General features: G+C 43.2%; 21 protein-coding genes. 8 read left to right on the forward strand and 13 right to left on the reverse strand.

Annotated features, from left to right (window positions below; genetic code table 11):
• Positions 1-67 precede the first annotated feature (67 nt).
• From B0E43_RS08590 to B0E43_RS08615, 6 genes are all read left to right on the forward strand, one after another.
• Positions 68-415, forward strand: a complete 348-nt coding sequence (locus B0E43_RS08590) for an L-rhamnose mutarotase (RefSeq protein WP_077348619.1) — start codon at positions 68-70, stop codon at positions 413-415.
• Between the two features lie 167 nt (positions 416-582).
• The gene (locus tag B0E43_RS08595) at positions 583-1,227 is read left to right on the forward strand and encodes a hypothetical protein (protein WP_077348621.1); all 645 of its coding nucleotides are present in this window, start codon (positions 583-585) and stop codon (positions 1,225-1,227) included.
• Positions 1,224-1,937: a DUF3307 domain-containing protein gene (locus B0E43_RS08600; RefSeq protein ID WP_077348623.1), complete on the forward strand. Its 714-nt coding sequence runs from the start codon at positions 1,224-1,226 to the stop codon at positions 1,935-1,937. The genes B0E43_RS08595 and B0E43_RS08600 overlap by 4 nt, the downstream gene beginning before the upstream one ends.
• Positions 1,938-1,967: 30 nt before the next feature.
• Positions 1,968-2,879 carry an alpha/beta hydrolase gene (locus B0E43_RS08605; RefSeq protein ID WP_077348625.1) on the forward strand — a complete coding sequence of 304 codons (912 nt, stop codon included), beginning with the start codon at positions 1,968-1,970 and terminating at the stop codon, positions 2,877-2,879.
• A gap of 127 nt (positions 2,880-3,006) precedes the next feature.
• A complete protein-coding gene (locus tag B0E43_RS08610; RefSeq protein ID WP_077348627.1) occupies positions 3,007-3,702 on the forward strand; it encodes an HAD family hydrolase in 696 nt (231 codons plus the stop codon).
• Between the two features lie 11 nt (positions 3,703-3,713).
• Positions 3,714-4,442: an ankyrin repeat domain-containing protein gene (locus tag B0E43_RS08615; RefSeq protein WP_217349147.1), complete on the forward strand. Its 729-nt coding sequence runs from the start codon at positions 3,714-3,716 to the stop codon at positions 4,440-4,442.
• Positions 4,443-4,455: 13 nt separating this feature from the next.
• Here B0E43_RS08615 and B0E43_RS08620 read toward each other — a convergent pair whose 3' ends face one another.
• The 9 genes from B0E43_RS08620 to B0E43_RS08665 form a co-directional block, all read right to left on the reverse strand.
• Entirely contained in the window at positions 4,456-5,769 is a 1,314-nt protein-coding gene (locus B0E43_RS08620; protein WP_077348631.1) for a toxin-antitoxin system YwqK family antitoxin, read from the reverse strand.
• Positions 5,732-6,076, reverse strand: a complete 345-nt coding sequence (locus B0E43_RS08625; protein ID WP_168171921.1) for a DUF4375 domain-containing protein — start codon at positions 6,074-6,076, stop codon at positions 5,732-5,734. Before B0E43_RS08625 ends, B0E43_RS08620 begins: the two co-directional genes overlap by 38 nt.
• A gap of 204 nt (positions 6,077-6,280) precedes the next feature.
• Positions 6,281-7,921, reverse strand: a complete 1,641-nt coding sequence (locus B0E43_RS08630; protein WP_077348682.1) for an FAD-dependent oxidoreductase — start codon at positions 7,919-7,921, stop codon at positions 6,281-6,283.
• A 178-nt stretch (positions 7,922-8,099) separates the two neighbouring features.
• Positions 8,100-9,182 carry a PmoA family protein gene (locus B0E43_RS08635; protein ID WP_254423391.1) on the reverse strand — a complete coding sequence of 361 codons (1,083 nt, stop codon included), beginning with the start codon at positions 9,180-9,182 and terminating at the stop codon, positions 8,100-8,102.
• An 11-nt stretch (positions 9,183-9,193) separates the two neighbouring features.
• Positions 9,194-10,555, reverse strand: coding sequence for a Gfo/Idh/MocA family protein (locus tag B0E43_RS08640; RefSeq protein WP_077348635.1), 1,362 nt, complete (start codon positions 10,553-10,555; stop codon positions 9,194-9,196).
• Between the two features lie 95 nt (positions 10,556-10,650).
• The gene (locus B0E43_RS08645; protein WP_254423392.1) at positions 10,651-11,532 is read right to left on the reverse strand and encodes a sugar phosphate isomerase/epimerase; all 882 of its coding nucleotides are present in this window, start codon (positions 11,530-11,532) and stop codon (positions 10,651-10,653) included.
• Positions 11,533-11,713: 181 nt separating this feature from the next.
• The gene (locus B0E43_RS08650; protein ID WP_077348637.1) at positions 11,714-12,244 is read right to left on the reverse strand and encodes a GNAT family N-acetyltransferase; all 531 of its coding nucleotides are present in this window, start codon (positions 12,242-12,244) and stop codon (positions 11,714-11,716) included.
• Positions 12,245-12,268: 24 nt separating this feature from the next.
• Positions 12,269-12,832: a TetR/AcrR family transcriptional regulator gene (locus B0E43_RS08655; RefSeq protein ID WP_077348639.1), complete on the reverse strand. Its 564-nt coding sequence runs from the start codon at positions 12,830-12,832 to the stop codon at positions 12,269-12,271.
• A gap of 549 nt (positions 12,833-13,381) precedes the next feature.
• Positions 13,382-14,089 (reverse strand): outer membrane beta-barrel protein, encoded by a 708-nt coding sequence (locus B0E43_RS08665; RefSeq protein WP_077348643.1) that lies wholly within the window; start codon positions 14,087-14,089, stop codon positions 13,382-13,384.
• Positions 14,090-14,541: 452 nt separating this feature from the next.
• Here B0E43_RS08665 and B0E43_RS08670 point away from each other — a divergent pair, with 452 nt between their 5' ends.
• Positions 14,542-16,326 carry a DUF748 domain-containing protein gene (locus B0E43_RS08670; RefSeq protein ID WP_168171922.1) on the forward strand — a complete coding sequence of 595 codons (1,785 nt, stop codon included), beginning with the start codon at positions 14,542-14,544 and terminating at the stop codon, positions 16,324-16,326.
• A gap of 503 nt (positions 16,327-16,829) precedes the next feature.
• A complete protein-coding gene (locus B0E43_RS08675) occupies positions 16,830-17,894 on the forward strand; it encodes a hypothetical protein (protein ID WP_077348647.1) in 1,065 nt (354 codons plus the stop codon).
• Positions 17,895-18,006: 112 nt separating this feature from the next.
• On the opposite strand, the gene B0E43_RS08680 is transcribed toward B0E43_RS08675, so the two are convergent.
• The 4 genes from B0E43_RS08680 to B0E43_RS08695 form a co-directional block, all read right to left on the reverse strand.
• Entirely contained in the window at positions 18,007-18,561 is a 555-nt protein-coding gene (locus B0E43_RS08680) for a TetR/AcrR family transcriptional regulator (protein WP_077348649.1), read from the reverse strand.
• A 114-nt stretch (positions 18,562-18,675) separates the two neighbouring features.
• A complete protein-coding gene (locus tag B0E43_RS08685; RefSeq protein WP_077348651.1) occupies positions 18,676-20,001 on the reverse strand; it encodes an OprO/OprP family phosphate-selective porin in 1,326 nt (441 codons plus the stop codon).
• Between the two features lie 58 nt (positions 20,002-20,059).
• A complete protein-coding gene (locus B0E43_RS08690) occupies positions 20,060-21,274 on the reverse strand; it encodes a porin (RefSeq protein ID WP_077348653.1) in 1,215 nt (404 codons plus the stop codon).
• Between the two features lie 54 nt (positions 21,275-21,328).
• Positions 21,329-22,789, reverse strand: coding sequence for an aspartate ammonia-lyase (locus B0E43_RS08695; protein ID WP_077348655.1), 1,461 nt, complete (start codon positions 22,787-22,789; stop codon positions 21,329-21,331).
• Positions 22,790-22,867 lie beyond the last annotated feature (78 nt).

The raw sequence follows: 22,867 nt of genomic DNA on the forward strand, positions 1-22,867 counted from the left end.
TTTTTCCATCGTTTCGTAAATCGTAAACTTGTGCAGAGCGTAGTCGAAGCATCAAAAATCTAAATCAATGCAGACCTTTTTACTTATCTGCGATCTCAAAGACGAACCCGAAGCCATTCAGGCCTATGTGGAATGTCACAAGACTGTGTCTGAAGATATTTTGGAAAGCATCCGAGTGGCTGGAATCCTGCAAATGAGCATCTATCGCTGGAGAAACCGACTGGCGATGATCTTGGTCGGCGATGAGAATTTTAGCTTTGATAAGAAAGCTGAATTGGACAGCACCAATCCCAAAGTTCAGGAATGGGAAGCTTTTTTGAGTCAGTACCAAACCAACCTTCCCGGCACTCCGGCGAATTGGAGATGGGCGATTACCGAGCAGATATTTGACTTTAGCGCAAATACTTCGAAGTGATGCATGACCAACATTGTAGATTGGGATATCGTCCTTTTCCAGGATATTTTTGATTATCGTACATTTCGACGATAAATAAAATTATCGTGTATTTCAACGATATATAGAATTATCGCATAATTATGCGATAATTTGATTTATCATCTATTTCCACGATATTAAACTTCATGATAGCTGTAATCAAAGGAGACATTATCAATTCCAGAAACCTTAAAAACCCGGAGCCTTGGTTGATTCCACTCCAAAAACTTTTTACAAAGTGGGGAGAAAGCCCAAAAAATTGGGAATTGGTTTGGGGGGATTTTTTCCAACTTGAGATAAATACTCCCGAAGAAGCTTTGCACAAGGCCCTTCAAATAAAAATCTTAATCAAAAAAACCCAAATCGAGGGGCTCCGAAAAAACACAAGTCTGGTCGATGTGCGAATGTCGATTGGAATAGGAGAAAAAACTTACAGCGGAGCAAAAATCTCGGAAAGCAATGGTCCCGCCTTTGTGTACGCAGGTGAAAAATTTGACAAACTCAGAAAAGAGAAAATCAACTTGGCCATCCAAAGTCCCTGGAAAGAATTCGATAAGGAAATAAACCTTTATTTGAAGCTGGCGGGGATAGTAATGGATAGCTGGTCGATTTCCTCTGCAGAATTGATGGATATCGTCTGGAATGAACCAGGCATCAATCAAGAAGAAATCGGAAAGAAACTCGGAATCCGGCAAAATTCGGTAAGCGGGAGATGGCACCGTACCCACGCAGGTGAGTTGATGGAAATAGAGGAAACTTTCCGGGAAAAAATAAAAAGACTGATTCCATGATTCTGTTTTTAAAGCTGCTTTTAGCCCATTTGGTCGGAGACTTTATTCTTCAGCCCAAATCATGGGTAGCTGAAAAAGAACAAAAGAAAGGGAAATCACCCAAAGTCTACCTCCACTTCCTGATTCATGGACTCTTGGTTTTGATCCTGCTGGGAAAAGAATATTGGACCATGGCTGTATGCATCACGGTCATCCATGGAATCATTGATCTCATCAAAATCTATCTTCAAAAAGACACCAACAGGCCTATATGGTTTTTCGCTGACCAAATCGCCCATCTGATCAGCCTCCTTTTAATAGGCTACATTTGGTTTGAGCCTGATTTAGGACAGTTGGATTGGATTACACCTCAGGAGTTGTGGATCTTCATCACAGCCATTGTTTTTATCACCCAAGTCTCGGGTATTGTCATCCAGTTTCTATTGACAGGATGGTCCAAAGACTTAAACTTATCGGATGAAGCCTCACTTAAAAACGCCGGAAAATATATCGGAATTCTGGAACGTCTCTTTGTTTTCGTATTTGTAATTTCCGGCAGATGGGAAGCGATCGGTTTCTTATTGGCTGCAAAATCAGTCTTTAGATTTGGAGATTTGAGAAAATCGAAGGATAGGAAATTAACAGAATACATCCTCATCGGAACTTTACTCAGCTTCGGAATTGCCTTAGCCACAGGAATAGCTGTTTCATGGCTACTTAAAATCTATTAAAATTTGTTTCAATCCCACAAGAACCTACCTATGAAATACCCCATTTTAACCATCCTCTTCATCCTAATGGCAACATTTGTTCACGGCCAAAATCACACACTTCCACTTTGGCAAGGTACTCCTCCCCTACAGACAGCGATGGATCTGCAAGAAGACGTACGTCAAGAGGGTATTATCCGAATAGCCAATGTGCAAATTCCAACCATTGAGGTATATCTACCGGCCAAACAGATTTCAACTGGCAAGGCGGTGGTGATTTTCCCGGGTGGAGGTTATGGGATTTTAGCGTATGACTGGGAAGGAACTGATTTTGCAAAATGGTTGAACTCGCAGGGAATCGCAGGCATCGTGGTCAAATACCGACTTCCGGTTTCCAAATCTCTTACCGATCCGAAGGAAGTTCCTCTGATGGACGCGCAGCGGGCCATCCGTCTGGTAAGACAAAACGCTACGGCTTGGAATATCGATCCGGCCAAAGTCGGTGTGATGGGTTTCTCCGCAGGTGGACATTTGGCATCCACTATCAGCACCCAATACAAGCATGAAGTTGAGCGGCCAAAAGACGCTATTGATGCACTTTCGGCTCGGCCAGACTTCTCAATCTTGGCTTACCCAGTGATCACCTTCCAAGATGGCGCGGTGCATGGTGGTTCACGCAAAAACCTCATCGGCGATAATGCTTCAGCTGAACTGAAAGACCGCTTTTCCGGAGAATTGAATGTAAATGCAGAGACTCCTCCCACTTTCCTGGTTCATGCCCAGGACGATGCCGGAGTTCCGATTGAAAATTCGCTGCTTTATTACCAAGCCCTCCACCAAAACGGAGTGAAAGCATCCTTGCACATTTACCCAACAGGTGGTCATGGTTTTGCTTTTGGACTTGGAAAAGGCGCGGTAGAAACCTGGAGAGAGGTGTTGTTGGCTTGGATGGCTGATTTGTAAAATTGGGTCAACAGACGACAGTCCACAGTCGACAGCCGCGAGTTGGTAACCCAAAGTTCTTTTTATTAAGTTCACTTCATCAAAACACAACTGTGGTCCGTGGACCGTCAACCGTTGACAAGAAAACATGCCCCTCAAAGTAATTGCCTTCGATGCAGACGATACCCTTTGGGTGAATGAGCCTTTTTTTCGCGAAGCGGAGGAAAAGTTTGCCAGCTTGTTGGAGGATTTTATGCCGCAGCATGCAATCATGAAGGAATTGTACCGGACCGAAATCGAAAATCTCGGTCTGTATGGATATGGAGTCAAGGGTTTTATGCTGTCCATGATCGAAACAGCTATGCGGATCTCCGATCATAAAATGCCGATGGCTTTGGTGGAAAAGGTCATCCAAATCGGTCGGGAAATGCTGGAAAAACCCGTGGAACTTCTGCCTGGAGTGGAAGAGGTCCTTCAATCTCTAAACGGCGACTATCGAATGGTACTCGCTACCAAAGGGGATCTGCTGGATCAGGAACGAAAGTTGAAAAAATCCGGGCTTGAGAAGTACTTTCACCACATCGAGATAATGAGCGAAAAGAGAACTTCCGATTTTGAGAAGCTCATCAGACATTTGGATGTGAAGCCTTCGGAATTTCTGATGATGGGAAATAGCCTGAAGTCGGACATCTTACCGGTATTGGAGCTGGGCGGACATGCCATTCACATTCCATTTCATATCACTTGGGTCCATGAGCAGATCGAGCATGAAGTGGAGCAGGAGCAGTTTTATACGGTCACTTGCATCGCCGATGCCGCAGCACTCATTAAAACAATGAATTGACAATGAATGCCATGGATCTGAACATAGCCGTTGAACTCCACGATGTCGCTGGGATCAAGGCTATTTTAGCGTCTGGACCGGCCGAAAAACACTCCGCTGGAAAACCACTGATTTGGGTTCTGATCGGCGAGTATACGAGAGGTCCGAGATTCAAAGATTGCGTCAGAGTATTCTTGGAAAACGGTCACGGCTTGGGAGATCCAATCCTCGAAGCAGTCCTGTTGGATAACGTCGATCTCCTACGAAGATCGATCTTGGAAAACCCCGGAGGAATTCACAACAAGCATTCACTCCCTTGCGCCTACACGCCTTTTTTGGAAGTCTCCTTGCTCCACATCTGCGCGGAATTCAACCACTTTTCGTGCGCGGAGGTTTTGATCAAAGCTGGATTGGATATCAATGCGAAAGCCGGAGTCGATGAATTCGGCTTTGGAGGTCAAACTCCCATCTTTCTTACGGTCAATCAGAATACCAACCAGTCCAAAGAAATGTTAGATTTCTGCTTGGAGCATGGCGCTGATCTGGATTATACTGTCCGGGGATTGATTTGGGGAAAAGGCTATCCTTGGGAAACCCTCCTACCATCCGTCAATCCGATCAGCTATGCCATGATGGGTTTGCTGCCGCAGATGCACCGGAAAGAAGCGACAATCTCCGATGTGGTCTCGAAACTATTGAAACATCGATTTGGGATCGAATATCAGAGTCCGAATATTCCGAATAAGTATCTGAAAGGTTGAGAGAATAAATAGGCTAAGGGAAAGATTTGTATTCTTCTAGCCATAGACTTACTTTAAGCCAAAGGTAGGATTTGACCGGAACCCCATTCTTCAGGCCAGGTTCAAATTCAAGTTTGGGAAAAATCGCCTCAATGGATTGGGAGACATATCCATTGTCAGCAGTAAAAAATTCATTCCCAATCACTTTTCCATTTTCATCAATGTGAAGAAGATAAGACCCGAACATTTTTTTGTCCCATCCATAAACACTGAAAACATCTTGAGAAACAGTAATTAAAGGGAGCACCTCTTCTTTATTTAACAGTCGAGGATATTGATCGGATAGTTCGTATTCCTTTTGAATCAAGTACGATTCAAGCTCCTCTGTTTCGATTTCTACCACCAACTTTGGCTGATCAAAAAGAGGCATTTCCTGAAACTCTAGCACTTTGCCATTTTTGATCAGGTATTCTTGGTGAAGCTTTCCATTCGGGTAAAATTTCTTGGAGTACCCATCTGTTTTCCCATCGAGCATCTCCCGATATTCTATCAGAATGCCGTTTATAAACATTCTTTGGATTCCATCCTCCAAATAATTCTTGAATTGATATTCATACCTAAAGACGGATTCTGGCACTGTCCCTGACTCATAGATATAAGATCCGTTACCGTCCTTCAGCAAATGTTCCCCCTTTTCATCCCAAAAATTAAGGTACTTAGGAGGAGCTTCCCGACGATCCACTTCCAGCATTTTTGAGCCATCGGGATAGAATTCAAGATAAGGAGCTGTATGATTTCCATTTTCATCCATAAAGTAGGAATACTTGACTTCGCCGTTTTCATACCAATAAGTTTGAGGTCCGATCTTTTTATAATTAGAATCTTCATTTCCTAGATAGGAAAGTTGCCCATTTGGATGATAATACCTGATTTCTTTGATGTCAGAATCTGCGAAAAGCACCTCCTCCCGGTCTAAAGTCCCATCTTCATCAAAATATCGCTGCAAGCCAACCTGCACACCATTTTCATAGTTCAACTCTTTCAATAAAACCCCATCAGGAGATTGAATTTTCATACTTCCCTCCTTTTTATTGTTTTTCACCTCAACCTCTTTTGTGCCTTGGGTAAGTGGGTCAAATGAGAGGGCCTTTCCGGAAAAAGTCTTTGGAAAAATTTCTCCATTTTCATCACGCACATACAGGTGAGAATTTGCCCGGACAAAAGCCTCGACTCTACTTTCCGAAGAATCCTTATTTGCATAAAAAGCTTGGTCTAAACTATCCAACTTTAAATCTATCCAGACCTCTTCCTTAGGCCGATTCTGATACCATACTTCTGCTTTTTCCAAGATTTCCCATCCTTTCTTCTTCCCCTACTCTCTTGTAAAACTTCTTGATTTCCGGAATCATGTAGCCATATCCATTGTCAAAAAAATTTGAGAAGCCTCCATCGGAAACATTCCACGCCAAATAGGAGAAAAAATATAATTCCTTAAGTTCAGGCCGGAGTTTTTGAATAAGTCGTTCAAATTGGTCTTCGGAATAAAAGTAAGGTAGGCCACCAATCAAACCATAGAGGAAGGAGCCCTTTTCCAATGTGAAATAGTCGCCATAGGTCATTTGAGGAAATCCCTGATCTGGAAAATCTATTAACAAAGGTTTTTGAATTGGTGACACTTGCCCATGAACCGAATGTCCAAATCCGAAAACCGTCAATAAAAAAATCAGATAGAACCGAGAAAATTCTAAAGAAAGAAAACTCATGGAAGGCATTATTGAGAATCAAATTGAACCCCCAATAACTAATTTCTATTCAGAATTTCCAACTTTTTCATTGAAAAAACAACTATAAAAGCATTCTCAATTCTCCAGCACCTGCTTTTCTTCCAACAGAACTTTTCTCAACTTCTGATAGTCCAATTCCTGGACGGCGATCTTTCCGTCAATCGAAAGTGATGCAGCCGCAGCCGCTGACTGTCCTAAGATCATGAAGACCGGCTCCATTCGGATCGAGCCAAAAGCCGTGTGTGAACTCGAAACGCAAATCGGAACGAGCAGATTGGTACATTCCTCTTTTTTGGGAATCAATGTCCCGTAGGAAATCGAATAGGGCTGCTTTGGGTGAACTCCGATGTCGCCTTCATTTTGCACAAAACCTCCCGGCGTGACAAATCGCTGCGTATTGTGCGAATCCAGGGAATAGGACCCCATACCCACAGGCTGGGGAACTGCTTTGGCCCCCAACACATCGTGCTCTGTCATCACATAGGCTCCGATCATTCGTCGTGCTTCACGTACATAAATCTGATGCGGCCAGTTGCCGTTGTCTGTAAACTCGTCTTTTGCCAGGCCGTAGTGGGACATTTCTTTCCGAACATCTTCAGGCACCTGGGGATCATTTGAGAGAAAATACAACAGCCCTTTTTGATAATCTTCATGCTGCTTGATGATTTCTCTTCTTCGGGCATAAGTAGCCTCCGGATATTCGTAGTTTTTCCCAATGTAATCGGTGCTAAATGGCCCATGGTTATTGGTGTCAGTCTTCAAGTTGGGAATGGGGTCATATTTATCGAAAGTCTCTGTCCAACCGGCTGCATACACCCGTGCCAGTAGCTCATAGCGTGCTGGATCGTAGTTGGAAGGCTTCGCGAAAGGAACCTGGTTAGCCGGATTTCTGCTCAGAGCCATCCGGAAATTGTATGCCTGAAGGAGTTTATCACCTTCTCCGTTCTTGCTGGGAGGATTGGGAGAAATCTCCGGCAAAAGCCCACTCGCGGGGTCTCCGGGAATCTTGTAAGCACTGACCGAATCCATAAAATAATGCCGGTGCTGATAAGTACCGACCTGAACACCGTTCCAGGATTCCCCATAAACCGAGTTTGCCTCTCTGCCTACATGATAGCTCACTCCGGCAGCAGCCATCAAGTCACCTTCGTAGGTGGCGTCGATGAAGACTTTTCCTGAATAGGTTTTCCCCGAAACCATTTGGATGGAAGCTATTTTCCCATTCTCCATTTTAACTCCGGACTCGCGGTTTAGCCATTCATTTCGATGTATTTCAAGTTGATTTTCTTTCACAAAATCCTCAAAAACCCGCTCTGCAGCATGTGGTTCAAAGATCCACATCGTTCGGTTTTCTCCGTCTATTGCAGGTGTTCCTTGACCTTTGTTGCCATATTCCTCCCGCTTCTGCCATTTCCAGGCAGAATCTTGCTGGTAGTGCAAATAGAGTCGGTGGTAAAACTCCCTCGCCAGTCCACCGATTACAGCCTTATTGCCGGTATCGGTAAATCCAAGTCCACCAGCGGACAACCCTCCCAAGTGCTTGTCCGGGGATACCACCAGAACTGATTTCCCCATCTTTTTGGCCTGAACAGCTGCGGTAATCGCCGCTGAAGTTCCCCCGTAGATGATGATATCGGCTTGGTACGTTTGGGAAAAGCCGGTTGAAACAAAGAAGGTCGAAAAGAAAATGGCAATCAGACCGGATACAAGCTTCATGGGTTTTGGGTTTGGAATCAAAAATTTATGGAATTGCATTCGAAAAAACGAATCGAAATAGTTCCAGTGGTTCGACAGGACTTTTATAGAAAAAGACATTAGGAGTTTTGAGATTTTGAAATCAGAAAACCTCTGAAAAAAGAAAAGGAGGAAAAACTTCCTCCTTTCGTTGATCAATTTACTTCACTTTGCTGAAGGCTTCAAATTCCTGATTCAGCTTCTCGTCACTTTCGTCACCATCTGAATCTACAATAATCCGGTATCTGAAAGTGGCTGACTTGCCTGGAGCAATCTTGAAGTTCAGTTCGTCTTTTCCACCGCTCAATGACTTTTGTCCAAGGGTATTTGCAGCAAACAGGCCATAGCCTCTTGCATGCCAATAGGTCGGGAAACCGGGATTTCCGGGATGGTCGATAATCGCTAAGTCGATCTTTTCTCCCTTGATTTCTCCTGAAAGATCTACCCAATTGGCTCTGGTTCCCCAAACAGCATCTCCTTCTTTACCTGCGGCACTTCGGTAGAGACCGTTTACCCCTTCATTGTTTAGGGAGGGAACATCTGTAGCGATACCGCTGGCATCAGTGAAAATCTCCGGCTTGTCGGATGGATGCTCAAGCTGACGAGCTACCCGGATGCCCAGCATGCCTTCCTTGTTGTCAGTCAAAGCGACTTCTTTAGACTGCGCAGTCAGGGTGGTGATCCGGTCGATGACTCTTTTGTTTCCTTCTACGCTGAATACAAAAGTGGTTTTTTCCTTGAGCAATACTTCTCCCTTAGAGTTCACCCAATCCATACCAACTTCCAGTTCGGCTTTGTCTTTTCCTTCTTTGGCTTTGAGGATTCCTGTATGGACAATGGTACCGTATTTTTCCTTTTTATCAGCAGGGATTGCATCGGAATTGTTCCAAAAATCAAGGCCATTCACATCTCCATAGTTGAACCAAAGTCCGATATGGTGAGGATGGTCCACCCGCTCTCCGGGACGTGGTGCCAATGGATAGCCCCGGGTGATGTCGTTTCCTTTTGCAGATTTGATTGGGTACAAAACAGGCTTTTCAATAGTCTCGGGATAGAGATATGCGGTAAATAGCTTGCCGTCAACCAGTACTTCCACCTTTTTCTCACCATCTTTTCTTACCAAGGTTACCGAACCGGGCTTTGGTAATAAATCAGAGTTTGTGGGATTTTTCACCTCTGAGGATTCAGAATTGGAAATCAAAATCATTCCGGTCAGAATCCCGGTCTTTAATAGATTAAACATTTTTTATTGAATTAATATTGAAATACTTTTCCTCCTGCCAAGACTTCCTGCTTAGCCTCATCGAAGGTTACAAACTGACCGGTTCTCAGTGCAGCAGTAGTCATAATGTTGGCAATGGAATGATTGTAACCTGCCATTACATCTGCATTTGGTTTTTTGCGTGAGCGGACACAATCCATCCAGTTTCTCATGTGTGCGGAAGTGAGGTCATCCACTCCTGTATCTGCACTGGTCTCGGTCGGCACTGCTTCTCCGAGTGCCATTTCTGGTAAAAGGTTGGCTTTCATACCCATAGCTCCGGCGTTTCTTTCACTCAATCCACCGTTTGGTGTGATCTTGTTGGTATCGAGATTGAGCTCGCCACCATTTGAGTAATAGATTTCCTTGGTGCCACCTGCTCCGTTGGTGAATCTGGATGAATAGGTTACCTGGAATCCTTTGGTTTTGTCGTCCAGTGGGCCATAGTCGAATACCGCAGTCATGGTATCAAAATTTTGGCGCCCGTCTTTCCAGAGGTAAATTCCACCGTTAGCTGCTACGCTTCTTGGGTGTGGCAAGTCGGTAAACCAGTGTACTGTATCGATCTGGTGAGCCATCCACTGGCCCGGGATCCCGGATGAAAATGGCCAAAACAGTCTAAACTCCAGGTATTTTCTAGGATCCCAGTCCTGAACAGGACGGTTCATCAAGTACCTGGTCCAGTCAGTATCTTCTTTTCTGAGCTGGGTGGCAAGTTCCGTTCTTCTCCATCTGCCGGGCTGGTTCACATTCCAGGTCATTTCCACGGCCACGATGTCTCCGAATTTCCCCTCTTTGATGAATTTGTTAGCAGCATGGTAGTTGGCACCGCTTCGTCTTTGGGAGCCAATTTGTATGATTTTGCCGGTTCGAAGTGCGGCTTCTTTTGCAGCACGGGCATCTGCCATCGTCTCTGCAAAAGGTTTCTCCACATAAACATCCCGACCGGCTTCCACTGCTTCTTTGCAATGCAGTGCATGTTGGAAATCCGCCGTACTGATGATTACCGCATCGACATCCTTTCGGTCATACAGCTCCTCGTTGTTACGGGCAGTGGCGATGGTATTTCCTGTTTTCTCTTTGACGAAGGCAACAGCCTCGTCTCTTCGACGGTTCCAGATATCCGAAACTGCTGTGAATTCGAAGTTCATTTCTTTGGCATGAACCTGCATAGCCGGGATCAAAGCTCCTCTGGCACGATCGGAAAATCCGACAATACCGACATTTACCCGGTCATTTGCCCCAAGGATCTTGCTGTAGCTGCTGGCTGGGAAAGCCAAAGCACCCAAGCCTACTCCTGCTGTAGTGAGGACGGACTTTTTCAGAAAGTCCCTTCTTGAATTATCTGTACTCATGGTTATGTTGTGGTTATTGTTTTACCTTTTCCTTTTTTTACAAAAAGCCAAAATCAGTTCGGCAATTCACCCCAATTCAATACCTCTTAGGAGGCCTATTGGGCTACAAGGCTGTTGAAAATTTTTAATTGCTCTTTTAAAGCTTCTATTCGATCCGCAGGCTTGGTTCTGGCTTCCAGGAGAATCCAACCCCCGTAATTCATGCCTGAGAAAAGCTTAAAAAGATCCGCATAGGGATAGTCCCCCACATTTAATTCCCTCACGTGGACCGTATCTCCGAACCATTTTTTCACGCTGTGAAAGTTTGGGGCAAGTCCGGGAGGAAGTAAATCTTCGGCATTGGAATTCCAGCAGATTTTCACATTCGGTTCAGTTACCTGCTCAAAAATCGCCTTCATATTCGGCAACTCCTGCGTCAAATGTCCATGCACTTCTACCCGGATCAATTGACCATAATCCTGGGCAAATTTTCCGACTTCGTTGAACGAAGCGGCGATCTGTGCGATGGTTTTTTCTTTGGAAACTCCCTCAGGGAGTGTATTGGGTTTGACTTTGATTCCTGTGGCTCCGATATCATTGCAAAGCTTGATGTAGGCTTTGGTTCCATCAATGTTTTCTTTGAGTTTGGCCGGATCAGGGCTGTGATACTCGTAGTTGCTGCCATAACCCAAGCAAGTAACTTGACTATCGGCAAAGCGCTTTTTCACTTCAGCTCTTTGGGAGGCAGTGAGATTCACTTCTACCGCATGGGCATGCTGCGTTCTCAATTCCACACCCAAAACTCCTGTTTTTTCACAATTTGTAATCAGAGTTGGGAGATCCCAGTCCTTGCCCCATTCATATGTGACCAGACCAAACTTCATTCCCGACTTCGCCGGGCCGGCAATTGCGGGAACCAAAGGAAGCGCAGCCAAACCGAGTCCTGCCACTATACTTTTTTGGATAAAATCCCGTCGCGATAAATCCTTGTCCATCATGAGATTAATATTAGGGATAAAAAACGGTCCGATCCCGGAAAAGCCTTCACAAATTCTCCGCAATCGATTTAGATCTAGGGATTTAATTTCATCAAAGAACATCCTAACCTAAGAAAAACCAGGGTTCAAAGTGGTTGTATAGGATGCAATTTCAGTGTGTCCCATTTTCCAACCATCAGGTTTATTTGTTTTTAGCATGTTTAAATCCCGGATTGGTCCAGGCCATAGGAATATCCGCTTCGAAAGTCCCATTTCCGGAATCAATCCGTTTTTCAAACCGTCCCTCCTGCTGAAAACCCAAGGAAGAATAGAATTGGATGGCCTTCTTGTTGCTTTCCCGGGAAATCAGTTCCACCCTAAAAATATCCGGGCGGCGGGTTTCAACCTCTGTTAAAAATGCCGAGAAGAGTGCTTTTCCTATTCCTTTTCCCTGAAAATCAGGATGCACTGCAATGGTCAATTCAGATAATACATGAGAAAAGACATTCGGTTCCAGTTTATAGGCATGGATTTCTCCGACGATGTTCATCCCTTCGAATGCAATCAAGCTTAACCCAGTTTCATGGGATTTTTTCAAAAAGGTTTTCACATATTCCCCGGATATTTCTTCCGAAGTTCTGGCAAGTTTACCGGAAACCTGAGCGACCAACCGATAGAGGTCAAGGATTTCAGGCCAATATTCAACTCTGCTTTTTTTGATTTTTGGATCCATTCTAGGACCTGGATTTTTGGAGATTCATTCCTTTTTGATCAAGTTCTTAACTTCCCTCGATAATTCAGACATCCATTCAAAGTTAAAGTTATCAGGGGTTACCCTTGAATAAAACGTGTCCCGGATAATTCCCCAAAGTTTGCCTGAAATTGTGACTGAGGTCCCCAAATAACTGCTCCAAACAGGGAGTACTGCAGCTGTGGCTCTTTCACTAAATTGATTCATAGTCTTGGCAAAAAGCGGATTCTCCCTATGACGGACCAATTGAATCTGAAATAGCACAGTTTCTCTGTTTTCCATAAGAAATTGAATGTACTCCGGATCAAAATCCTTAATCCGTCTGATCTGATAGGACAACAAATCAAGCCTGCCCAAATGCTCTTTCATCAACAATTCGAAGAAGGCCTCCTTATCTCCGAAAAAATGATAAAATCCGGATTTGTTTTTGTCCAAATCTCTGGCGAGTCGTTCTACCTGAATTCCAGAAGGTCCTTCTTCAGAAAAAATTGCATATCCCGCATCCATCCAGATTTGATAGCTTCCTTTTCTTCCAAGTTCTAAAGCTTTCGAAACTTTCACCAGTTGCATAGTATTTTCTCGTTCATTTTTTCAATAGGATGGTCTCATTCAAAAAAAGTGAAAAACACATTTCTTCACCAACCATTGTCAAGCTATCAGCCCAAAATGAAAGGTTGCCTTAATTTTTCCCGGATTTATTTCAGACTTTTCTTTTCCAAAATCCAAATTTCAGGTGAAGGAGAAACCAGAATCTGGATTGACAAATTTCTCCAGTTGGGAAAGCTCAGAAATAGATTTAGGGTAGATTTCCAAAGTTGATTGCAACTAAAGGTCTTTTGGGGAGACTTCCTCCTTAGCCTACATTCAAATGATGTAGAATGTAAATGAACTGCGACAAAATGTATTTCATTTACATATGGCCCATTTGAGTTTTCTGGAAGTAGCAGTCATCCGGAATACCCAAATTGAAATCCGAATGCAGACTTTTTCTTTGTATTGAAAAAATACAGCCATTTAAAAGACCACCCCTCCTGCCCTGAAAAATAAGGCTTATTAAGAAAAAATCCTGTCCGGCCTTAATGTCCAAGAAAAATCCAGGTTCAGCACCTATGGATCAGGTTACTTTTCTTTGCTTCCACCTGCACCGATCGGAATGCGTGCATAGATGTACAGGCTTGAGTTTTTCAGGTTTTGAGTTTCCGGCTTGTATACATCCACTACACCATAGAAGTAATTTACCCCTATACTCGTACTAACTGGACCTTCCTTGAAGCGGTAACCCAATCCACCTACCATTCCGAAGTCCAGTCGGGTATAGTCATCCCTAACATCGCGCTTGTATTCCAGTTCACCTCCCAAATCTTCCACTTTGAAATAATCATAGGCTTTGTACCTCAAGCCCGGTTGGATACCTCCCTCAACATAAACTTTTCCCAGACGCTGTTGCCACATAATCGGGGCATAAAAGACATTTACTTTCGTGGTCAGCTCCCCATTTACGTAGACCTCATCAAATTCAGGATCACCAATAGAATAGGTCGGCATCCCGCTTGCTCCGACATTGGATTTGACATGAACTCCGGTGGAGATAAACCCGGTATTGTTTTCTGTCATTTTGATATGAAAGAAAAAGCCCAAGTTGAAATTATTGAGACCTTCTGCACCCTCCTTATCCAAATACCAGGAGCGGTTATAGCCTCCGTCCAACCCAAATTCGATTTTTCCTGAATTCAATTGATCTCCAAAAATCGCGACAATCAACACCTGCGAATGAGCGGAAAAAGAGAGAAAAAACGCCAATATGGAGGCAAGAAAAATTTTCTTCATTGAGATATGTGTCTATTATGGAATGCTAAGGTAGCCGAATCCTTTGGTCTTACCAATCCAAAAAACGCCCGATTTGGCCGATTTCCGCAAAGCTGATTTCCTTCTCAAGATCCCAATAAGCTTGATTCACAAGCAATTAAGCAAGAGCAAATGGAATTTTTGGAACAAATGTATTCACTATTCTTTTAAAGTTTTTTTTCAAAAAAAACTAAGCAGTCATAGCATAAATAAGGATAAATTGACCTTGTATTTCAGGACGTTATGGTGCTGGTATTCAAATTGAAAACGGCCGATGAAATTAGAATAGGGGCTCACTCCAAAAATACAGTCAAGCGAGACAATCACATTACAAATCAACATTTTATAAGCCAACCTCGACCACATCCATTATGACTGCTGAATCCAGTATCCCGAAAAAAAAATGGTCTAAAACAAAGAAAATTCTGCTCGGTATGGCGGTGGCTATTCTTGTTGCCGGTTTTTTAATTTATCTGAATTTCAACAAACTAATTTCAACCGCACTCAACAAATCATTTGAATCGAGTCTAATCTCCGAAGTATATGAACTCAAATTTGAAAACCTGAGTCTAAATCCTATTCAGGGAAGTATAAGCGTTTACAATGTTTCCTTCGTGCCGCGGGAAAACTCAGATTACCCCTATATTAACAGCTACATCCGCCTTCACACCGAGAGTCTGATTTTGGAAAACGTGGATGTAAGGTTGTTGCTTGAGTCGCATCGATTGGTTTTGGATAAAATCTCCATAAAAAAGCCCGAGGTAGAACTGGATGTCAATAGCTCCAACCCGACTTTGTTCCCGTTCAGACCTTCCAATGCCTCTGCCGAAGCAGGAAAAAAACAATCGCTTGAATCTTATTTTTTGAAGGAGTTTGAATTGACAAACGCTTCTTTTCATGTGATCAACTCGGTCAAAAAGCGGGACTTTACGATTGAGGATTTCAGCATTTCACTTTTGGATTTATTCATCGAGCATAAGGAGGGAAACGATTTGATTACGCTGAAAAACATCGATATCTCTTTGAAAAAATTCTCAGGAAATCTGACCGAAGGCCCCTTGAAACAAGCAAAATTCAGAGAATTTAAACTGATGTTTGACTCAGTGAGTGTCCAGAAAAATCTGGACACGCTTATTTTCAAGTTCAGTGATCTACAGGCAGGCATCGACTCTTTGGATATTCACACCAAAGACAGCATGTATCACTTGCAGATGGATGTTTTCAATCTTGCATACTTAGATCAGTCCATCCTGATAAAGGGTTTGAGTTTCAAACCAAACATCACCAACGCCGAGGTTCAGAAAAATTACAAGTTTCAGCATGCAAATTTCTCCGGAACCGTGGGTTCCCTTGCGATGCTTGGAGTGGATTTCGATTCCCTAATACGAAACGACAAGGTATTTGTCGAAGAAGTTATACTCGATAGTCTCTCTGCGGCAATCTATAAGGACAATTCGAAACCAAAAGATCTGAACCATTTTCCAGAATACCTGGGACAAACCATTGCCAAGATTGAAAATCCCCTGAGGATAAAATCAGTAAAAGTCGTCCACATTAATCTGACAAATGAGGAGAAAAAGCCAGACGGAACAACCGCTAAGGTGCATATCTCCAATGGGACAGCGGAGGTGAAAAACATCACCAACTTGGCTCCGAATGAAGAACTTACCCTTCATGCAACAGCCTATCTGGCGGGCAAAGTCGAAACCATACTAGACCTTAAATTCAGTTACCTCAAACCCCAATTTTCCTTTGAGGGACGGTTGTCTCCATTTGATCTGACACATCTCAACCCGATAATCAAGGCCTATACCCCTGCTGAAATCAAAAATGGAACGGCCGACGAAATCATTTTCACAGGACTGGCTTCAAGTAGCGAAGCTTCGGGAACGATGAAATTTCTCTATCACGACCTCGAAATTGATTTGAAGCTCAAAGAACAGGCAAAATGGAAAAGCTCTGTCGTGACCTTTGGCGCAAATACAGCTCTCATCTCCAAAAATCCCATTTCAGAGGATGCTCCCGAACGGACCGTTCGTTTCGCAGCAGATAGAGACATGAACAAAGGCTTCGTCAACCTAATTATAAAATCGGCTTTGAACGGAATGAAGGAAACCATGATCATGTCTAAGGAAAACCGGAAGGAATTTAATCAGCTGAAAAAAGAAACCAGAAAAGAGGCCAAAAGAGAGGCCAAAAAGGAAAAAGACAAGAATTGAGCCGAGCTCACTTGAAATAGATAAATATGACTTTCCTAGGTGAAAAAAAATAAAGCCCCCAATTCTATCGATTGCGGAGCATAATAAGTGGATTTCTCCATTTAATTTTAGCTCAGAATTGAGGATAATTTCCCGAATATTATTCTGTCTGAGCTTTTTTCACTACCTTTATCCCGAAATGAAAATCCTTTTCTCAGTTCCTTTCCACACTGATTTTTTTACCTGATCAAATTCGTAAAGGATGGTATTAATCACTGCCAGATTTCATTTCAATTGCCAATTTTCAAACCATTACCTTTTATTAACCAATGAAGAAGTGCTCCGGCTTATTAGATTTTGGTCAGCATTTGTTCAGTAGCCAACGGATGAATAACAGGACTTATCGCCATTGGTCGAAAAATTTTAGATTGTCAGCTGGTTAGTCCTCTGGTATGCACAACCTGATTTTGGGTCTTGGCATTAATTTCCTGTAAAAGTATAATAAATCAAAAAAACGAAAGAAGATGATCGATAGTGCCGTGAATGAAGAAATTCAAGTAAAAAACCTTAGCAACACCGATGGCTTGAAAGTCCTGATCACTTCTGATCAGCCTCAAGACGAGCTGGTATCCAAATTGGTAAATCTTGAAGTGGAAGTGGAGTGGCAAAAAATTGCACAACCTCTGACCGGCCTAGAGGACACATTTACTTTCCGTCATTTAAAACCGGTTTTTGATTATGCTGAAAAAAACGGAATAGACCTGGTCATCGCCGTGGATTCGACCTATGACAAATTCACGCTGGGTGTCAGAAAAACCCTGGAGGGTAGTTTTATACTTTTAAACATTCATCATACTTCTTTGATTTTAGCCAAACTTTTGTTGGAAAATCACGGATCTCTGAGCTGTAAAAAATCAATTTTCATCACTGATCTTCTGGATAAGCTTTTTTTAAAATTCCAGGCTCCGATCACCACGATTGCCAATCTTCCGACTCCCCTGAAGGATCAGGAATCTTTTCTGCTTTCTGAACCGGACGAGACCTTGTTTTTCTCCGAAAATCAGGAAATCATCCTGAAGGGTCAAAATGACAGTTTAGCCTATTTACTTTCGCGAATTGTAATCCAGGCAAAAAAAGTCAAAGCAGAAAATCAAACGCTTATGGACAGTCTGATCGGCATCTACAATGACTTTGGTTTTCAGCGTGAAAAAAACCTGGCCGTATCAATCGAAGAACCTTCCCAAAAGGCTTTCTTCAAAAAAATCATGGCCCGATTGAAAAAGAAACCGCCTTTGACACTTGGAATGACTGAAATCATCAGCATCGAAGACCTCAGTAACGGTACATTGAAAAATCTGCTTAGCGGAAGGATTGTACCCTCAAATTCCCCCTCCGCCAATGCGCTCCAGATCCAACTGGGAAATAATTCCAAGTTTTTGATTTACCCTACCGAGCAAAAGATCAATTTCTTCTTTACCAGTCAGGGAAAACTCATCAAAAAGGATGATTTCACCACGCTCAACCAGCAATTTGATCAGCGGGTGGTAAAGCTTCTCTCTGAAATCAACCGATTGGGCTTAGAGAATTGATCTCCTCATTCAGGTAGGGACAAATCTTTAACTGCCAGAGTCCAAATCATACTACCAATTCCTCCCAACCTACTTGCTGTAGGTTGGGGTAGAATTCGGAAACTCCACCAGACTATTTTGGCCCCCCATCTTTTTGGACTTCTACCAGGATGGTTTTGGCTTCTTCTACAAACGTTGAAAGCCAATCCTCATTGAATGACTTGGAAGTGATTCTGGCATAAAAGGAGTCCCGGATCAATCTCCAATATTTTGAAGCAACTTCCGGAGAAACTCCGATGAATTCACCCCAGATTTGGGTGACGATTTTTTCGATCTTTTGATTGACCTCAAAATAAGTATCCAAAAAAAGCTTCAAATCCCGATTTTTGACCAAGTGGGTTTGAAACATAATCTCCTCTTTGTTCTCAATCATTAAACTCAGAAATCCAGGATTAAAATCCTTGAGCTTAATCAGTTTTGACGCTAAAACCTCCTCTTTCTTTAAATGAATTTCCATCAATTTCTCCAGATAGGTCTCCTTATCCCCAAAAAAATGATAAAAGGCTGATTTGTTTCTCCCCAAAATCCTTGAAAGCCGCTCTACCTGAAGCCCTTCATGCCCTTCCTCAGAAAACAGCTTATACCCCAAATCCAGCCAAATCTTAGCACTATCAGTTTTCAATGACATTCTTCAAATTGTTATTTAAAAATTAAACCAAATTTTAAACCGGAAAAACAACTTTTATAATAACCTAATTTGTATCAATTATTGAAAACAAACAAATCGAGGCCCTTTCCACACTCAAAGGATTGCCAATTGGATTCGGGTTTGAAAAAACTGTGTTGCCCCTTTGAGGCCAAACCGATCCAAAACTCCATAACCATAGGCGACCTCAAGTCTCAGATATTTGGTCAGATACCAATTGACCATTGGGGTAATTCTCCAGAATTCCCCCCCATTGATCTGACCCCCGTTGAGATCCAAGCTGGAAATCCGAAACACCCCTTCCACTTCTCCCCATCCGCCTTGGAAAATGGATTTTTTCACCGGGACAAAGGAATAAACTCCGCTGACGGTGGTGAAGGGCCTGGTTGCACCGGTGAAAATATAACTCACAACGGCATCTCCACCGTGGAATAGAGCTTTTCCACCTTCAGAAATATCAAACTTGTGCCAATGGTATTCCGAACCCAACATCAATTTTCCTTTGGTATAGTAGACTTCCAGTCCGAAATGGTTGGAATAGTTACTTTGAAAAACATCTGTATCGATAAAAAAGGGAGCAGGATTGGCCTCTGGCCTGGACCTCACCCTCATTTCTCCCTTTTCTACCTGCCCATACCGATAGTTGGCACCAAGGTGAAGTTGTTTTTTCTCTGCAGGAGCATAAATCGGAAGCCATCCGACTCTTGCGGCAGTTTGCCAGTCGTAGGTAGAAAAAGACTGATTTTTGGAGAAAAAATTGTCGTAAATCCCCACATTCCAAAGGATTTTATGTTTTGGCCAGAAGCCGATCCACTTGATACCATCCGCTAAAATCGGGATGACATCCAGTCCCATCTGCCGCTCAAGAGTCCAACCGGCATAGCCATTCATAACTTTGTTGAGCGAATAGCCTTCTTTTGTCCTTCCGACAAAAATGTGCCCTGAAATCTCCGGAACGGCAATAGTCACCCCGGTTTCCCGCATTAACCATTCCCGGTTTGGTCCATCGTACATAAAGCCTACTTTCCAGGAGATTACTCTTTTGGTAGTCAATTGCCCGCTGGCAAAAATTCGAAAATCTCTGACTTTAAACTGATTTTCGAGGACAACACCTGCGGAATCCATCTGTTGCTGGCCCTCTCTATCCTGAGAAAATCCCGCATACTCGTAGAGGAAGCCCAGTCCAATTCTGAAACTGCTCCAACGACCCGTAAAAATGTTGATGTTTTTAGGGAATTTCTTTTTCTCCAAAGAATCCCGTGATTCCAATTCCTCACCCATTGTGCCATCCGGGATCACAACCTTGGTAGTATCCTGAGAAAAAGCAAAATCAGAATAAAAAAAGACCGCCAGAATCAGCCCAATTGCCAATCCTGACGGTTTTACGCTTTTAATCCACTGCATATGTAAGGCAAGAATCATATCTAATCGAGTATTTGAAAAAAGTCTTCATTGCAGTTTACAGTGAAAAATCAGTCCATTACAAAATGCCAAGTGGCGAAATAAATCCTACCGTAAATCTTCCGGTGTTATAATTTCTTGCCCCAAACCGATCCATAGCATAATCCGAATACTCATAGCTTCTGCCTACCCAGTTGGCAAAAAACTTCAAATTCAAGTCATCAAATGGATAAACTTCAACTGCTGGAATGAAGCCATAGGCATTTCGGATGTGCTCCTCCCCTGTTGTATTTTCGGGGTCATTGAAACTGTTTTTCCAATTGGAAATGTCCAGCATTCCGACAAAGGTTAGGTGAACTTTCGGGCTAACGATGTACCGGAGGTTAACCCAGTGGCCAATGTATAGGGTATTGGCTACAGAATAATTGTAAAGGTCATTGGGGATGGTTTCACTCACTACACCGGTTCGGTCCAATTGCTCATCGCTCCATTTGAAATCATAGATGAATCTGAATTTGGGAGTGAGATTAAACTCGTTACCCAAAGCGATGTAATTCATGTTGGCACCGTTTCCGCTTGCATCCTGAGCTTCATTAAACAGGGAGTAAGACCAGATAGTCTTCACCTTTCCGTCAAACAAACTTCCTCTCCAGTTGGCTACAAAAGCCAAGGGAGCCTTTGATTCGGTGAAATTTGGCTGCTGTCCGTACAATTCCTCAAAAGTCTTGGTTCTGGAATCCAAAATCTGAAGTGTCCATTGATTTTTGGTACTTGGTGTGTAGGTAAATCCGACACCTGTCAGGAAGTTGTCGGCATACTCCACAATATCCGAATATTCATAGATGTCAATTGGATTCCAGTCAAATTCCCAGGCCCCCCAATCGGCGCAAAGTTTTCCCGCCGAAACACTCCAGGATTTGGAGATATCCACTCTGATATAGGCCAAATCCACTGACCGGCTTATATTATCTAAGGACTCGGAAGTTTGTGCTCGGGTATAGCGATCCCGAAAACGGAAATACACCTTCTCGTGGATCTGTCCGCGAATCTCCAATCGGAATTGCTCATTCTTAAACTTGGACTGAGTATACTCTCCATCCACAAATTCATTTCTGAAAGCGAAATTCATGTTGGCAATCACGCTCACATTTTTTAGCAAGCCTTGCTTTTCTTCAGGGATCAGGGTCTTGTAGTAAGTAGTATCCCCCACCTGCCTTTCTGTTTTTTGAGCAAAAATCCAGGTTGGGAAAAGGAGGAATAAAACCATCCATTGGATTCTTTTTAATGATTTCATAGCTGTATCATTTAAAGTCTATAAGTGGAATAAGGTCTGAAATTTCATACCAAATTATTTCTGTCCGGTAAGGGTAGCAGGATCCAATAATTTTTTGATCTGATCTTCAGTCAGCAGTTTTTTCTCACGAATCAGTTCGAGGATTCCTTTTCCGCTTTCAAGAGCCTCTTTGGCCAGTTCAGTAGTCTTTTCATAGCCCAAAACCGGATTCAGCGCAGTTACGATCCCCACACTTCGTTCGATATAGCGCTTGGTCACATCCTCGTTGGCGGTAATTCCATCGATACATTGTGTTCTGAAAAGCGGAAGAGTTTTGAAGAGCAAACCCTGGGACTCCATAATGGCAATGGCTTCTACAGGCTCATAGGCATTCAACTGAAGCAAGCCGGAATGAGCAGCCAAAGTCACTGTCATGTCATTCCCCATCACTTTGAAAGTCACTAAATTCATCAGTTCAGGCATGACTGGGTTTACTTTACCAGGCATGATGGAGGAACCCGGCTGAAGTGCAGGAAGGTTGATTTCAAAAATCCCGGTTCTAGGTCCTGAAGCAAGGAAAATCAGGTCACTGCTTATTTTGGAAAGAGTCACCGCGGTACTTTTCAGGGCTGAAGAATACATTACAAATCCCTGCTGACTGCTGGTGGCAGCGATGAGGTCTGCACTGAGATACATCGGCTTTCCGGTGATCTGAGCCAAATGTTTGGCGCAATGTTCTGCATATCCGGGTGAAGCTGTAATTCCTGTTCCAATTGCAGTTGCGCCCATGTTTTGCTCATAGAGGTAAGCTTCCATGGATTTTAGGGATTTGATCTCGGCATCCAGTTGGTTTCCAAATGCATGAAACTCCTGCCCCAAAGTCATCGGGACAGCGTCCTGACCTTCAGTTCGGCCCATTTTCAGAATGTCTTTAAACTCCTCCCCTTTTGCGTGAAAGGACTTGGACAATTTTTCCAGCTCAGCAATCAGCTTGTCGTTATGAAGGAGTAATCCGACTTTGATCGCTGTGGGATATACGTCATTTGTGGACTGTCCCATGTTCAGGTCATCGTGTGGCTCGATGATATCATATCTGCCTTTGGCATAGCCACCCATTTCCAGGGCGATGTTTGCAATTACCTCATTTGCATTCATGTTGGCTGAGGTACCTGCACCGCCCTGATACATGTCCACCAAAAAGTGTTCATGGTATTTTCCATCAATTATGGCAAGGCAAGCCTTTTCGATAAGGGCTAACTTTTCTTTGCTCAATCGGCCATCCTCTGAATTTGCGCGAGCTGCAGCCAGTTTGACCATAGCATATCCCCGAACATAATCAGGGTAGAAACTAGTCTTAATACCGCTCACCTGAAAGTTTTCAAGTGCCCGGGCAGTCTGGACGCCGTAGTAGGCGTCAGCAGGGATCTGCTTTTCACCCAAAAGATCCTTCTCTGTCCGGGTCTGTTGTGCCTGTCCATACTGGATGCTTATCAGCATCAGCAGGGACAGTATTTTTATGGGTAAACTTCTTTTCATCGTCATGTGGTTAGGATTGAAATGCTGTAAAAAATCTCAGATCAAATGCGCCCAAGTAAAAACCAGGGCGCATTTGAA

Source organism: Algoriphagus sp. A40 (genome assembly GCF_002002735.1).
Classification (GTDB): Bacteria; Bacteroidota; Bacteroidia; order Cytophagales; family Cyclobacteriaceae; genus Algoriphagus.

Coding starts and splice junctions, on each gene's coding strand:
- B0E43_RS08590 (WP_077348619.1), top strand. CDS start 68: ATGCAGACCTTTTTACTTATCTGCGATCTCAAAGACGAACCCGAAGCC.
- B0E43_RS08595 (WP_077348621.1), top strand. CDS start 583: ATGATAGCTGTAATCAAAGGAGACATTATCAATTCCAGAAACCTTAAA.
- B0E43_RS08600 (WP_077348623.1), top strand. CDS start 1,224: ATGATTCTGTTTTTAAAGCTGCTTTTAGCCCATTTGGTCGGAGACTTT.
- B0E43_RS08605 (WP_077348625.1), top strand. CDS start 1,968: ATGAAATACCCCATTTTAACCATCCTCTTCATCCTAATGGCAACATTT.
- B0E43_RS08610 (WP_077348627.1), top strand. CDS start 3,007: ATGCCCCTCAAAGTAATTGCCTTCGATGCAGACGATACCCTTTGGGTG.
- B0E43_RS08615 (WP_217349147.1), top strand. CDS start 3,714: ATGGATCTGAACATAGCCGTTGAACTCCACGATGTCGCTGGGATCAAG.
- B0E43_RS08630 (WP_077348682.1), bottom strand. CDS start 7,921: ATGAAGCTTGTATCCGGTCTGATTGCCATTTTCTTTTCGACCTTCTTT.
- B0E43_RS08635 (WP_254423391.1), bottom strand. CDS start 9,182: ATGTTTAATCTATTAAAGACCGGGATTCTGACCGGAATGATTTTGATT.
- B0E43_RS08640 (WP_077348635.1), bottom strand. CDS start 10,555: ATGAGTACAGATAATTCAAGAAGGGACTTTCTGAAAAAGTCCGTCCTC.
- B0E43_RS08645 (WP_254423392.1), bottom strand. CDS start 11,532: ATGATGGACAAGGATTTATCGCGACGGGATTTTATCCAAAAAAGTATA.
- B0E43_RS08650 (WP_077348637.1), bottom strand. CDS start 12,244: ATGGATCCAAAAATCAAAAAAAGCAGAGTTGAATATTGGCCTGAAATC.
- B0E43_RS08655 (WP_077348639.1), bottom strand. CDS start 12,832: ATGCAACTGGTGAAAGTTTCGAAAGCTTTAGAACTTGGAAGAAAAGGA.
- B0E43_RS08665 (WP_077348643.1), bottom strand. CDS start 14,089: ATGAAGAAAATTTTTCTTGCCTCCATATTGGCGTTTTTTCTCTCTTTT.
- B0E43_RS08670 (WP_168171922.1), top strand. CDS start 14,542: ATGGCGGTGGCTATTCTTGTTGCCGGTTTTTTAATTTATCTGAATTTC.
- B0E43_RS08675 (WP_077348647.1), top strand. CDS start 16,830: ATGATCGATAGTGCCGTGAATGAAGAAATTCAAGTAAAAAACCTTAGC.
- B0E43_RS08680 (WP_077348649.1), bottom strand. CDS start 18,561: ATGTCATTGAAAACTGATAGTGCTAAGATTTGGCTGGATTTGGGGTAT.
- B0E43_RS08685 (WP_077348651.1), bottom strand. CDS start 20,001: ATGATTCTTGCCTTACATATGCAGTGGATTAAAAGCGTAAAACCGTCA.
- B0E43_RS08690 (WP_077348653.1), bottom strand. CDS start 21,274: ATGAAATCATTAAAAAGAATCCAATGGATGGTTTTATTCCTCCTTTTC.
- B0E43_RS08695 (WP_077348655.1), bottom strand. CDS start 22,789: ATGAAAAGAAGTTTACCCATAAAAATACTGTCCCTGCTGATGCTGATA.